12 protein-coding genes and 2 tRNA genes are annotated in these 12,283 nt (G+C 66.6%); 6 read left to right on the top strand and 8 right to left on the bottom strand.

The window, feature by feature from the left end; translation table 11 throughout:
- Nucleotides 1-66 precede the first annotated feature (66 nt).
- Together ACWDEW_RS05380 and ACWDEW_RS05375 are read left to right on the top strand one after the other, a co-directional pair.
- Nucleotides 67-139, top strand: a tRNA-Asn gene (locus tag ACWDEW_RS05380).
- A 178-nt stretch (nucleotides 140-317) separates the two neighbouring features.
- Nucleotides 318-391 (top strand) — tRNA-Ile (locus ACWDEW_RS05375).
- Between the two features lie 151 nt (nucleotides 392-542).
- On the opposite strand, the gene ACWDEW_RS05370 is transcribed toward ACWDEW_RS05375, so the two are convergent.
- Entirely contained in the window at nucleotides 543-2,432 is a 1,890-nt protein-coding gene (locus tag ACWDEW_RS05370) for a tyrosine-type recombinase/integrase (protein ID WP_450509836.1), read from the bottom strand.
- A gap of 154 nt (nucleotides 2,433-2,586) precedes the next feature.
- Between ACWDEW_RS05370 and ACWDEW_RS05365 the strand changes: the two genes are divergently transcribed.
- Both ACWDEW_RS05365 and ACWDEW_RS05360 read left to right on the top strand, forming a co-directional pair.
- Nucleotides 2,587-2,832, top strand: coding sequence for a helix-turn-helix domain-containing protein (locus ACWDEW_RS05365; RefSeq protein ID WP_450509834.1), 246 nt, complete (start codon nucleotides 2,587-2,589; stop codon nucleotides 2,830-2,832).
- A 125-nt stretch (nucleotides 2,833-2,957) separates the two neighbouring features.
- Nucleotides 2,958-3,944: a recombinase family protein gene (locus tag ACWDEW_RS05360; protein WP_450509832.1), complete on the top strand. Its 987-nt coding sequence runs from the start codon at nucleotides 2,958-2,960 to the stop codon at nucleotides 3,942-3,944.
- An 11-nt stretch (nucleotides 3,945-3,955) separates the two neighbouring features.
- On the opposite strand, the gene ACWDEW_RS05355 is transcribed toward ACWDEW_RS05360, so the two are convergent.
- The 4 genes from ACWDEW_RS05355 to ACWDEW_RS05340 are packed head-to-tail and all read right to left on the bottom strand — an operon-like array spanning nucleotide 3,956 to nucleotide 7,422.
- A complete protein-coding gene (locus ACWDEW_RS05355; protein ID WP_450509830.1) occupies nucleotides 3,956-5,149 on the bottom strand; it encodes a cytochrome P450 family protein in 1,194 nt (397 codons plus the stop codon).
- The gene (locus ACWDEW_RS05350; RefSeq protein WP_450509828.1) at nucleotides 5,146-6,342 is read right to left on the bottom strand and encodes an MAB_1171c family putative transporter; all 1,197 of its coding nucleotides are present in this window, start codon (nucleotides 6,340-6,342) and stop codon (nucleotides 5,146-5,148) included. The genes ACWDEW_RS05355 and ACWDEW_RS05350 overlap by 4 nt, the downstream gene beginning before the upstream one ends.
- A 2-nt stretch (nucleotides 6,343-6,344) precedes the next feature.
- Complete coding sequence (locus ACWDEW_RS05345; RefSeq protein WP_450509826.1) at nucleotides 6,345-6,908, bottom strand: ImmA/IrrE family metallo-endopeptidase; 564 nt, start codon at nucleotides 6,906-6,908, stop codon at nucleotides 6,345-6,347.
- A gap of 7 nt (nucleotides 6,909-6,915) precedes the next feature.
- On the bottom strand, nucleotides 6,916-7,422 hold the full coding sequence (locus tag ACWDEW_RS05340; RefSeq protein WP_450509824.1) for a helix-turn-helix domain-containing protein: 507 nt from the start codon (nucleotides 7,420-7,422) through the stop codon (nucleotides 6,916-6,918).
- A gap of 887 nt (nucleotides 7,423-8,309) precedes the next feature.
- Here ACWDEW_RS05340 and ACWDEW_RS05335 point away from each other — a divergent pair.
- A complete protein-coding gene (locus ACWDEW_RS05335) occupies nucleotides 8,310-9,437 on the top strand; it encodes a ParB/RepB/Spo0J family partition protein (RefSeq protein WP_450509822.1) in 1,128 nt (375 codons plus the stop codon).
- 204 nt (nucleotides 9,438-9,641) lie between these two features.
- A complete protein-coding gene (locus ACWDEW_RS05330; protein ID WP_450509820.1) occupies nucleotides 9,642-10,043 on the top strand; it encodes a DUF488 family protein in 402 nt (133 codons plus the stop codon).
- A 242-nt stretch (nucleotides 10,044-10,285) separates the two neighbouring features.
- Here the strand turns inward: ACWDEW_RS05330 and ACWDEW_RS05325 are convergent, their stop codons facing one another.
- From ACWDEW_RS05325 to ACWDEW_RS05315, 3 genes are all read right to left on the bottom strand, one after another.
- Nucleotides 10,286-11,188: a M56 family metallopeptidase gene (locus ACWDEW_RS05325; protein WP_450509818.1), complete on the bottom strand. Its 903-nt coding sequence runs from the start codon at nucleotides 11,186-11,188 to the stop codon at nucleotides 10,286-10,288.
- The gene (locus ACWDEW_RS05320) at nucleotides 11,185-11,568 is read right to left on the bottom strand and encodes a BlaI/MecI/CopY family transcriptional regulator (RefSeq protein ID WP_450509816.1); all 384 of its coding nucleotides are present in this window, start codon (nucleotides 11,566-11,568) and stop codon (nucleotides 11,185-11,187) included. Before ACWDEW_RS05320 ends, ACWDEW_RS05325 begins: the two co-directional genes overlap by 4 nt.
- Before the next feature lie 87 nt (nucleotides 11,569-11,655).
- Nucleotides 11,656-12,282: a hypothetical protein gene (locus tag ACWDEW_RS05315; RefSeq protein ID WP_450509815.1), complete on the bottom strand. Its 627-nt coding sequence runs from the start codon at nucleotides 12,280-12,282 to the stop codon at nucleotides 11,656-11,658.
- Between the last annotated feature and the right edge of the window lies 1 nt (nucleotide 12,283).

Below are 12,283 nucleotides of genomic sequence, written 5' to 3'. Positions count from 1 at the left end.
AATTGGCAGAGCAGCCGGCTGTTAACCGGCAGGTTACTGGTTCGAGTCCAGTCGGGGGAGCTTCGATCTTCCGTAGCTCAATTGGCAGAGCAGCCGGCTGTTAACCGGCAGGTTACTGGTTCGAGTCCAGTCGGGAGAGCAGGCGTTTGGCGAGTGGACGAGGACCCCGTTGGGGTCCTTTTTCATGTCCCCCGGAACCGCTCGACGCAGGCCGCAGTCCTCATGGTCGTGCGAAGTCGACCATCCGAAGCAGGAGATCGTATGAGCGGCTATGCTGCGGCAGACGGCGCGTACAAATGTGCGCGACGCGCCGTAATGGGGCGGTAGCTCAGCCGGTTAGAGCAGCGGACTCATAATCCGTCGGCCGTGGGTTCGAGTCCCACCCGCCCCACTCTCGCCTCTCCCAGGAGAACCGTTTCCACCTGCGGAAACGTCGGGACGGGTGCAGTCACTCGAACGTGGTGACACCTGTTCAGCTGTTCAGACCAAGATCCAGGGGACACACAGGGGACGCGCGTCAGGATCAGGGGACGCAGGGGTCATCACGCCGCCTTCCGGCGCCTGTTGGCAGTCCGACGGGAGCGCCTCCCCACCGCCTTCGGCAAGCCTGTCGGCAGCGTCCAGCTGTCCGGCCCGGGGTCCTGGGAACGGCCGACGGTGAAGCGCGTGAGCGAGAAGTCGGACCGTTGCTCCTCCGGGTAGCGGTCGTTGAAGTTCTCCACCCTGACCAACTCCAGCTCGTTCGCCGCGCAGTGGTCTCGTATCCATCTGACGGCGGCGTTGGCGGCATCGTCCTGGCTCCGGCCGGCCAGCGTGACCAGGCCGAGAAGTTCGGAGTCCGGCCGGGTCTGCGCGCCGACGGCCCAGGTGCCTTCCGACTGCCGTGCGCCGTGGGCGAAGAGAACGGCGAGTCCGTCGTGCCAGACCGCCTCCGGGACCTCCAGAGGGGTGCCTACGTCGAAGGCTATGTCGCGGGGTACAACGGCCATGATCGACTCGGCCTCGGCCCGCATCATCTCGGGCAGCACGCTGGTGTACGTGTCGGAGGTGATCTGGCGCGAAGAGTGGCCAAGCTTCTCCTGGACCACCTTGATGTCGTTCCCGGCGAGCAGGGACAAGGTGGCGGCGAGGTGGCGCAGGTCGTGGAGGCGGACGGGCGGCAGACCGGACAGCTCGACGAGACGGGCGAAGCGCCGGGATATCCAGTCAGGGTGGAGCGCCTCACCGTTCTCAAGCGTCCACGTGCGCCCGGTCTCGACGTAGGCGTAGCCCCACTCCTGGCGCTTGCGTTCCTGCTTGGCGCGGAAGCTGACGAAGTTGTCGCCGGACTCCAGGCTCAGCGACAGGGTGCGAACGCTGTCGGCCTTCGGCGCTTCGCCGTACAGCTTGTAGGCGACTTCCACGATCTGCTGGGAGATCCGGAGCCAGAGGGCGTCGGTGCTGACCTCGGTCCAGGGCAGCGCGGCCATCTCGCCTCGGCGGGGGCCGAGGAAGATGAACGAGTGCCACAACTCGTAGAGCCAGTCGTCCTTGACGAAGTCGAGGAACTGGCCAGTCAGTTCTGGCGTCCAGACCATGACCGGGCCGGGCTTTTCGCCGGTGCGCCTCCAGTGCTCGATGCGCTCAGGTGTCCATACGAGCGGCTTCGGCCGGATGGCTGGCGGTAGCTCCACGAGCTTCGCCCAGTTCCTGGCGAAGGCTTGCTCGCGTTTGATCCCCCAGGACAGCGCCGAGCTGAGGGTGTCGTTGATGCGGTGCATGGTGGCGGCGGAGGTGACCTTCCGCAGCCCCTTCTTGCCTTCGCGGAGGGCCGCGTTCGCGTCGAGGAAGGCTCGGCGGGCGACCCGGCGTTCTTCCCTTTGGGCATAGCCCGACACCTTCACCCAGGCCCGATGCGCGTCGTCGCGGTCCTTCTGGAGCTGATCGACGCGGAGACGGTGGAGGACCCGCTCGGCATTCTCCTTCTCGATTGCGTCGTACATGAGGTCGAGGTGGCGCACCTTGAGGTCGCGCCGTTTGATGTGTCCGAGGTGAGGGAGGAGGTAGTTGTTGAGGTGTTCCTCGTAGCCGTGGCGGGTGGTGCGGGCAAGGGACTTCTTTGCCTTGATCCACCGCAGGAAGAAGTCGCCGCACTTCTCGTCGGACAGCACGTCGATGCCGGCACTGAGGGCGTCGTAGGTTGCCTTCGCCTTGGTCTGGGCGTCGGTCTTGGTGGCGAAGCCGCCGCGACGCACCCGCCCGCTCTTGGCGCCCTCGCAGGGTTCAATCTTGAAATAGAAGTACCAAGTGCCGTGTCCCTTACCGAGTTTCGGGCACGAGAGCCCGATGTCCCCGATCTTCGGAGCGCCGTCGGCGTCGAGGACCGGTTGGCCTTCCTCGTCCTTCAGCGGTCCCTTGCACTGGCATCGCCGGTAGTAGCTCGGCTCGAACATCCGACCCTCTGTCGTTGCGATCGTGGTGGCCCGCCGTCGTTGTCTTTACGTGTTTGTGCGTGGTTGGCGGGATCTGTTTCGATCTTGCTTGGAGTGTCGGACACCGTTGTAAGGTCATCTACAAGTTGGCGCGGGGGAGATTGCGACCAACGACATGACTGCTCAGGAAGCTGGCGGACAGACTTCTGCCGGAGCGATGGGCCTGGAGGAGCTGCTGTCTCTTCCGACCACCGTCAACGTGGTGACCGCCAGTCGAGCCCTCGGGATCAGCCGGGACAAGGCGTACGAGCTGATCCGGAACGGGACCTTCCCGGTTCGGACGCTCGCGCTGGGCGGAAAGACGCGCGTGCCGACGGCGGAGCTGTGGAAGGCCCTTGGCGTTGAAGGGGCTCGCGCGTAACCAAGGTGCTCGGGGGTTTGTTGCATATGCCAGCTCACTGCCGCATGGACACCTCTTGCAGCAGTGTGACCTATCTTCGTTAGCATGTGAGGTATACAGGGGTCGGAGAAGGCTGGGGAGATTCTGTGCCGAGGTTGTACGGGTTCGCGGATACCGCGTTCAGAAGGCCGAAGGACGACGAGTTGCCGCCCCTGCGGGAGGCCGCGAACCGACGGGAGGCCGGCCAGCCCTACGGAGAGATCACGGGCTGGATGAACGCGGAGGGGCATCTCACGAGTCTCGGCAAGCAATGGAGGCCTGCCGCTCTGGCCTCGGTACTGGATCACCCGGCCATCGCCGGTCTTTACGAAGACGAGGAGGGCAACCTCCTGCCCTCCGGAGGGCCCGAGCTGATCCCGCCCGCGCAGTTCCGGAAGATCCGTCAGATGCGGCCCAAGCATCAGCCGGAAGCCGAACGGGCACCGCAGCAGGAGTACCTGCTGAGCGGTGAGCAGACCGTGTGCGGCCTGTGCACTCACCCCCTTGGTGCTGCTCCCTCCAACGCGGGCAGTCGCGGCCATCGTTGCAAGCCGAGTACTCCCCAGCACCCCGGCGGCTGCGGTCGCGTACGGATCAACGCGGGCCTCTTGGAGACGTACGTCGCCGAGCATGTGCTGGCCGAGCTTGCCAAGCCCGAGGTCAGTGCGCTGATCGAGCAGGCGCGCGACCAACTGCTGGCCGAGGCGGAGGAACTGCGCAAGAAGGCGGATGAGGCCGGCCTTCGGCAGAAGCAACTGGGCAAGGATTACGCCCGCCCCTCCGGTATGTCGCTGAAGGCGTTCAAGGCGGCCGACAAGGAGCTGTCGGCGCAGGCCAACGTGTTCAGGGCGCAGGCGCGGCACCTTGAGCGGGTCAAGCACGTGCCCGTGGGGGCCGTGCCGGATCTGGTGCGGTGGTGGCAGCACGCGCCGCTGGTGGCGAAGCAGGGCGTTGTGGCCCTGATGTTGGAGCAGGTGGTCGTGTACCCGGCGGCGTCCAGGGGCTCGCGCACCGTGGACGCCGATCGCGTGGCACTCAAGTGGCGGTCGTGGGGCTCCGCGCCTGAAGGCGTAGCCGCTACTGAGGATGCGTAATCCCGGATCGGTCAGCGCACCGTAACGGGTAGTCCTCGGAGTGCGTGCGAGCGCCACGAAGAGCGCCACCGCAGTTCGCTCGCCGGGACGGCCAGGCGCAAGCGCGGGAAGCGGCGCAGCAGGGTGGCCAGCGCGGATTGGATCTCGATGCGGCCCAGGGCAGCGCCGAGGCAGTAGTGGAGGCTGTGTCCGAGGGAGAGGTGGCTCTTGTCCGCCCTGTGGATGTTGAAGCGGTCTGCGTCCGGGTAGCGGTCGGGGTCCCGGTTCGCGGAGGCCAGGCAGAGCATCACCGTTTCTCCCTTGGGAATACGGACGCCGCCGATCTCGATGTCTTCCAACGGGAAGCGGCGGATGGCCATCTGATTGGGGTGCGCGTAGCGGAGTATCTCTTCCACAGCGTGTGGAAGAAGGCCCAAGTCGTCGTGCAGTTCTTCCAGTTGCAGGGGATGTCGCAGCAGGGTGAGCACTCCGGTGGTGATCACGTGCTGCACGTTCTCGCTGCCGGCCATGAGGATCAGGAAGGCGAGAGAGACGAGTTCGTCCTCACTGAGCTTGTCGCCCTCGTCGTGGGCGGCGATCAGGTCGGAGAGAAGGTCATCGCCCAGGACACGTCGACGCTCGGCGACGAGGTTGGTGAGGAACTCCTGGATGGAGCGAATAGCTTCTCCGACCTGCCCGGGATGGTCGGGGGCGAACATGGTGGCGACCCAGGAGGAGAAGGCGAGCCTGTCTTCGTCGGGAACGGCGAGGACGTCTCCGATCACCGTGATCGGGAGCGGGTTCGCGTAGACCGCGGCCAGGTCCTGGACGCCGACGGCCTCCATGGCATCGGCCAGTTGGTGCGTGGCCGCCTCGATCGTGGTGCGGAGCTGCTCTACCCGGCGGGCGGTGAACGCCTGGCTCACCAGGCGGCGAAGCCGCAGATGGTCGGAGTGGTCGACGTTGAGGAGGTTGGCGTCCAGGGCCGGAGGGAGAGAGAAGCCCTGGTAACCACGGGTCGAGTGGGCCTTGTTCACGGACAACCTCGGGTCGCTCAAGGCGGCGCGTACATCCCTTTCTCGCGGGACGAGCCAGATGGGCGACCCCTCCGGGGTGTTGAGGTGGTGCGCGGCACCTTCAGCGCGCAGACGCGCGTACGTGGCATACGGATCGTTGAAAAAGCTGGCGTCGAAGAGGCACGGGAGGGTGATGTCGGGGGGCGTCATGCTCGGTTCTCATCCTGCGGTGCTGCGGTCGGTGCTGATCCCGCTACGGCAACTGTGGCGAGCGGGGACTGCCGGAAGCGTTGGGCGATCTTGCGTTGGAAGGTCAACTCCGCGGCGAGGTCTGGGGGTTCGGCGAGGCCGGGTACGACCGAGTGGTCCATGGGCGGGATCCCGCGTGCCTTGGCCTCGATCGCGGACCTGAGCTGCTGGGCCTCGACGAAGGCGAGAAGGTCATCGCCGCGGAGTCCGAGTTCCTCGCCCTCTCGCCGTGCCGCTGCCACCGCGTCGGGTGTCATCCACAGGCGTAGTGCCCATTGAGCGTCCCGCATCTCAACGACCATGCGGTACAGGCGAGTTCGAAGGTCGTCGTCCGGGTCCAGTTCGAGGACCGGGTCGGGTACGTGGGCGGTGATCTGTCGGTGCAGCGGGGCGAGTTCGTAGTGAAGTCGGCGGTGGGAGAGCCACTCCTGGACGGTGGTGAGGTAGCGGCCCCAGTCCGGCAGGGTCCAGCCGATGGTCTTGCCGACGATTCCGACCAAGAGTGCGTACGGCACGAGGGGCTCCCAGGCTTCACCGGAGATACCGAACTGGGCCGCGATGATGTCGGCGATTCGGCATCCCGCGTAGACCAGCGAGGAGGGAAGGGTCAGAGCGACAAGACGCAGGCCGCGGCGAAGCCATGGTCTGGGCGAGACACGGGCATGCCGCCAGCACAGGATGCATATGTCGATCTGGTTCCAGAGGTAGGCCGCGATGTAGATCGACAGGTACGCCGGGTAGAACTGGGCCGTCGTCAGCGCGTAGTTCGTGGGCAGTTCGCTGGCATGGGTCGCGAAGACAAAGAGCGTGATCATGGTGCTCACCACGAGACCGATACCCGCGATCCGCAAGCGCGCCTTGCGCCAGGCAACATCCCGTTCGTAAGTGAGATGTAGCAGGACGAGTTGCTGGCAGCCGGCCAAGCACATGGCCAGAACTTGGGTGAAGAGCCCCGAGAAGTTCACGACGCCGACGGCGGCGCTGGCAGCCACCCAGACGGACGGGGTGGACACCGTAAATATCACGGCGGACAGGAAGAAGTTTGCGCACAGGGCCCACTGCGCCGGCGAACGGTCGAAGCGCAGAATTCGAACCCTGTAGATGAAGGCTACGCAGCTCACCGCAGCGCAGATGGGGTAAAAAACGCTGTTCATCTCTACCTAGCGGGACGGGGAGGCTCCAGAGCGGACAGACGGGCTACGAGGCCTCGTGCCTCTGGGGGAACTGTCCGAGTGCGCTCGGCACTCCAGACGCTGATCCTGCGGCCGATCAGAGAGCCGACGTACTCGGCCTCCCGCTCCGCGTCGGTGTGGGAGTGATCGCGTCCGAGGACCCGGCGCACCAGGCCGGGATCGAGCGACGGCGTGAACAGCTCCGCTACGGCATGGTCGGCAGCTTGTGCTGAGTGATCACAGATGAGGTGGCCGACCTCGTGCAGGACCACTTGGCGCTGATGAACGGGGGCGAGGCGCGCTTCGTAGATGATGAAGTCCTGGGCATCGGTCTCGATCAACAGGCCGTCAGGGCTTCCCACCGGCAGGTCCAGGCCTAGGACCTGGAGGGGCCTTTGGCGGAGCCGGCCAAGTTGCTCGCACAGTACGGGGACGGTGAGTTGCTCCCCCTCCGGCAGTTCTAGAGAGCGGACGCGCTCTTCGCAACGTTGCTTGAAGTCGCTGTGATGGCGTTCGTTTTTCGTCTTCCGGCGTGATCGTGGGGTCATCGTGCCGCTAACTGTCGCTCTCTTGTGGGGAGTTGGGATGCTCTGAGGGCGGCAAATCCCGAAGGGCTACTCGGGCTCGTTCCGCGTCTGCGACGATCCCGCTGAGGAGTTGGGTGAGCTGCTCCACGGAGGCTGGCGGCAGACCGGTGGGGGCGGACCTGCGCGCTGCAACACCCTCGACTCCCTGCTTTCGGAGCTGCTCCAAGGCGTCGAATTCCGCGGTGACTTGCTCGTAAACGGCGTCGTCGAGGAAGTAGGCGATGCGCCTGACGCCGAGGCTGTGCGCCACTTTGGTGAGGGTTTCGAGCGTGACGTTGGCCCCTTCGGAGGACTCGGCCTGAGCTAGCGTGCGGGCCGAGACTCCGGCCCTCTCTGCGAGCGAGGCGAGAGTGAATGGTCCTTCTGGGTGGCGCTGGCGAAGATGTCGCAGCCGTTGCGCGATCGTCCGCTTGGACTCGCGGATCAGTTCGTCGGGCGACTGTTCCGACGCGTCGACGGGCTGGCCTTCGCTCATGGGAATCCCGCGCCTCCTCACCCTGTGCTCTTACCTCGTTCTTACCTTATGAAGTATGATGCATGCCTCGTGCAATAAATTGCAACCCGGTCGGGCTCGGGCTGTCTGTTCGGCGCTCAGAGCAAGGAGTCGGCGTGTATCGAACGGAAGCTATGGACCAGTTGACACGCGACAACGCGGGCGCCGCAGACAGGAGCGGTGAGGAGGTCGTGAAGATCCCGACCTCGGCCCCCGGGGTCTCGGTGGAGGAGTGCGGACTCGATGAAGCGCGGATACGCCGCCTTGCGGGTGAAGCGCCGCGCGTCATTGGGCGGTTGGGCCCGGATGCCTCCGCGCCTCAGGAGGCGAGGGAGCTCGTGGAGGTGCTGGCTCTGCTGAAGCCGACGTCGATGCCGCGCGAGGGGGGTTGCGGCGCGCAATGAGCTGGTGCGGTCGGCGAGATAGGTGACATGTTTCAAGCGATGCTGTAGTTTCCAGGCTGTCGACCAGACGCAGCAGCCGCGGCGATCCTGGCCGTCGGCGTCGTGAGAGCGGCGCCCTTCCCTGCTCCTCGCGGGTGGCCGACCCCCCCCCGCGCCCCACCCGCGAGGAGCGGTCGCATTGATGCGGCCGTCGGGGTGCGTGAATGGGAGTGGAGCCCGTCGCGGTCGCAAGACCGTGGCGGGCTCGCCCCGTCTCTGGGCGTGACGTAGCGCCAGGGCTCGGCGTGACCCTTTAGCCTCCCCTTCTCGCGAGGAGAGATTACGCCTGGAGATCTGGAATTGAATTCGAGAAATTAAAAAGAATCCCCACTTGCTTTAGAGGTGTATGCGATTAAGATATAAGCATAAGGAAAAAGGGAAAGCCCAAAAGGACGGCTTCCCTTGGAATTCGAAAGGTGCGGGAAAATGTTCGCTAACCTCAAGACCTCCGAGATCGCCCCCAACCCCGACCAGCCGCGCAAGTTCTTCGACGAGGCGCAGCAGGAGGAGCTGACGGCCAGCATCAAGGAGAACGGCCTCCTCCAGCCGGTCGTCGTCCGCCCGGTCGAGGGGGCCAAAGTCCCCTACATGCTGATCGCGGGCGAGCGCCGGTGGAGGTCCTGCAAGGCGGCCGGCCTGGAGGTCATCCCGGCGAAGGTCATCGAGGACGCGAGCGAGGAGAAGGCATACGTCCTCAGCATCGCGGAGAACGTCAACCGCTCGGACATGACGATCATGGAGGAGGCCGGAGCGTACGCCGACCTCAAGGCGGCGGGCTGGACCCCGGCCAAGATCGCCAAGCAGTTCGGTAAGACGGAGACCCACATCACCTGGCGCCTGGGCCTGCTCACCCTGCGCCCCGAGGTCGCCGAGATGGTCGACAAGGGTGACATCAAGAACAACCTTGCCTGGCACATCGCCCAGCTCAACCCGGCCAACCAGATGGTGGCCGCCATGCGGTACGTGCGCGGCGACTTCGACACCGAGGCCGAGGCTCAGCACTTCGCCAACGGCCTGAAGATGATGGAGCAGCAGACCTCCCTCACCGGCGAGAAGACCCCGACGGCCGAGGAGGAGGAGACGCGGAAGAAGGCCAAGGCCCAGGCGAAGGACAGCCTCGGCAAGGCGGAAGACGTCCTCATCCCGCTGTTCGAGGAACTGGGTGCCAAGAAGCCCGAGGACCTGGCCGTCATCCTCGGTAACGACCTCGACCGCTATGTGCGCGCCGTCGGCAAGATCTACAGCCAGGTGCAGCAGGTGCGGAACCTGCTCAGCAAGGCCCAGGGCATCCAGCGCGCCATGACCGAGGAGTTCAACAAGGCCGCCGCCGAGGTTCAGCAGGAGGCGGCAGCGAAGAAGGTCGAGGAGGCGGCCAAGCCTGACACGGCCGAAGTCGAGAAGCCGGTCGAGCCGCAGGCGGCTGGGGCGGCCAAGGCCAAGCCGCAGGCGACGGCCAAGAAGGCGCCCGCGAAGCCCTCGCCGCGGACGGCAACGGCCACCAAGGCCCCGGCGCGGCGGGCGCCCGCTAAGAAGGCCGAAACGGCGGCGAAGTAAGTAAGCCGGAGGGGGCGCGCAGCCAGTGGGCCCCCTCCGGCTTACGTGAATAGTCCCGGGCCGGGCCCGCAGGGAGGCAATCCCTGCGGGCCCGGTGCGCCGCTCAGTCCCATTGCCTGAGCGGGGGCATCGATGACATCCGGGCGTGCCGCCGGCGGTGTCGACAGGTGCGCTCGGCCGCTGAGCACCACGAAAGGAATCCACGTGCTCACCCTGTTCACCAACCGGTTCCAGGCGTTCCAGCCGCCACAGGGCGTGCCAGTGCGCATCAGCCTTGGCGGTGTCCGCTTCAAGCTCCCCTACTCCCTCACCCACTCGGTGCGGGAGCTTGCGCCACGTCGGGACTATCTTTCCCGGCCTGAGCCCGAGTTCACGGCGGCGTACCGGGCCGACCTCGACCAGCTCGGGCCCGAGCGGATCGCCGCGCGACTTCGGCAGATCGCCGAGGCTGAGGACGAACACCGTCTGGTTTTGCTGTGCTTTGAAGACCTGGCGAAGCCGGGCCTGTGGTGCCACCGGCGGGTGTTCGCCGCATGGTGGAGGGACGTCACCGGGGACGAGGTGCGGGAGCTGGCTCCCATGGATCAGCAGGGCACCTTGATGTGAGCGTCGGAACTACCTTCTCAAAACAGGTGGCATACCTCCAAGGCCTCATGGGGTCGGTTAGTTAGCTTTCAGGGAAGCGCCCGGCTCGGCACCTCGCCGACGCCGGGCGTTTGTCGTTCGTAAAGGTGGCGTAGGACGGAATGCTGACGAGCCGCGCTGGCTCCCGGCCGCAAGCCACCTCCGCGGTGCGCACGCACCGAGTTTCGCCAAGACATGGAACGCGCCAACGCCGATCGAGCCTGTCAGGCCAGGACGTGCTCCAGCAGATCAAGGAGGTCGCGGGTGGCGTCCAAGGCGCCGAGGGCTGTGAGGACACCGAGGGCGAGGACGGGTGCGGCGATGGACCACAGGTGTGGGGGCGGGGTGGTTTGGAGGGCGGTGACGCGGCGGGTGACGGCGCGGTCGGAGAAGCCCAGCGCGCAGGTGGGCCGGGGTTGTTGGGCGACGAGCGCGGCCTTGGCCAGGGCCCGGGCGGTGACGCTCCGGTCCCCTACGACCTCGGCGGCCTGTTCGTCGGCCCACCGTTCCACGAGGTAGGTGACGGTCGTACGCACCGGGTTGAGGAGGGGGTTGGCTGCGGTGGCGAGGGTGACGGCGTACACGTAGAGGGCGTGCTGGTGGGTGAGGTGGGCCCGTTCGTGGGCGAGCAGGACACGGCGCTCGGCGGGCTGAAGGGCGGCGAGCATTCCGGCAGTGACCAGGATCCGGCCGGGCGCGTTCGCGGTGGCGGGGATGGCGAAGGCGTGCGGGACCGTGGAGGCGGCGACGATGAGTTCGGTGTCCGCCGGGTGGCCCTCGCACAGGCGGTGCAGGGTGCGGCGGGTGGTGCGCTCGGTGCGCAGGGCCCGGTAGATGCGGTGGGCGATGAGGCCGAGGACCACGATCGCGGCCAGGGCGATGATCTCGGGGACCGGTTCGGGCAGGCGCCGTCCGTCCTCGCGGGCTTCGGCGGCCACCGGCGGGGCTTCGTCGATGAGGGTGGCGGCCAGCAGGATCAGGGCCCAGGTGGTGGCGGCCGCGGCGAGGACGGCGGCTGCGGTCAGGACACGGGCGGCCAGAGCCGGCGCCACCCGCCGACCCACCTGCGGGGCCACGACGGCGAGAAGCAGGGACAGGACGAGCGGGACGTAGACGTCGATCCTCACGGGCCGCTCCCGCCGAGCAGGTCACGCAGCGCGCGCTCTTCTTCCGGGCTCAGCCCGGTGACGAACTGCTGGAGTGCGGCGATCGGGTCGGGGCCGCGGTCGAGGGCCTGGTGCATGGCCTCGGCGGTGAGTTCGGCCGCGTCCTTCGCCGGCCGGTACGCGCCGCGCCGTCCGGCGGCGTCGCGGAGGACGAGCCCTTTGTCGTGCAGGCGCTTGATGATGGTGTGCACGGTGTTGTAGGCGAGAGCGCCGTCGAGCTGGGTCTGGATCTCGGCCGCGGTGAGGGCCCGGTCGGCAACCCACAGGGTGGCGAGGACTTCGCTCTCCAGCTCGCCGGCACTGCGCCGGTCGGCTCTGCCATGGGGGGATGTGCCTGCCATACGGTCACCTTACAGCGCGTAGGGTTTCGAGGGAGTGGCGCGCGGGTCCCGACAAAGACGAGCGCGGGCCCCGACGACTGGCGCACCTTACGGTGAGGTGTGGGCTGCGAACATGTCCGTGACACGCTGGGCCGTGGAGCGGCCCAGGCCGCGCTGCATCCAATAGCAGTAGGCAACGACGCCAAGCCCGGCGAGGGCGCCGGTCAGGGTCAGTGCGATGTAGAGCCAGGCTCGCTCGTGTCCCCAGGCCCCGGGGGAAAGGGTGCGGAATGCCTCGGCGAGCCCGAGGCCCACGCTGGCCGTGTAGAAGGTCGCGCACAAGAACAAAAGGCTCGTGACATGGCGCTTTGAGCCGGTGAAGACGTGAGACTGCCAGGCGATCACGGGCACACCGACGCGTCGGTTGATCTCCTTCTCCAGGCCCCACTTGTACCCGATGAGAGCCCGGGTCATGTTGTTCAGATACAGGCCGTAGGCGATGACAATGGCGACGGCCAGCGGGAGCCACATGAGGAAGTAGCTTTTGTCTCCCCCGATGGCCACGGTCGCGGCGACCGCGACCACCGTGCTGCCGGCGGCAAGTATGCGGTCGCCCGAGGCCGTCAGGGCTGAGATGCGACTGGTCGTGTCCCGGCATTCGTCGATCAGCCAGTTGACGATCTGCTCGTCGGTGAACGGCGGCGACGAACCGGGGCCGTGCTGCTGTCCGGGCACG

It is taken from the genome of Streptomyces sp. NPDC001100, from assembly GCF_053598575.1.
This window is presented reverse-complemented; position numbering and strand designations above follow the sequence as displayed.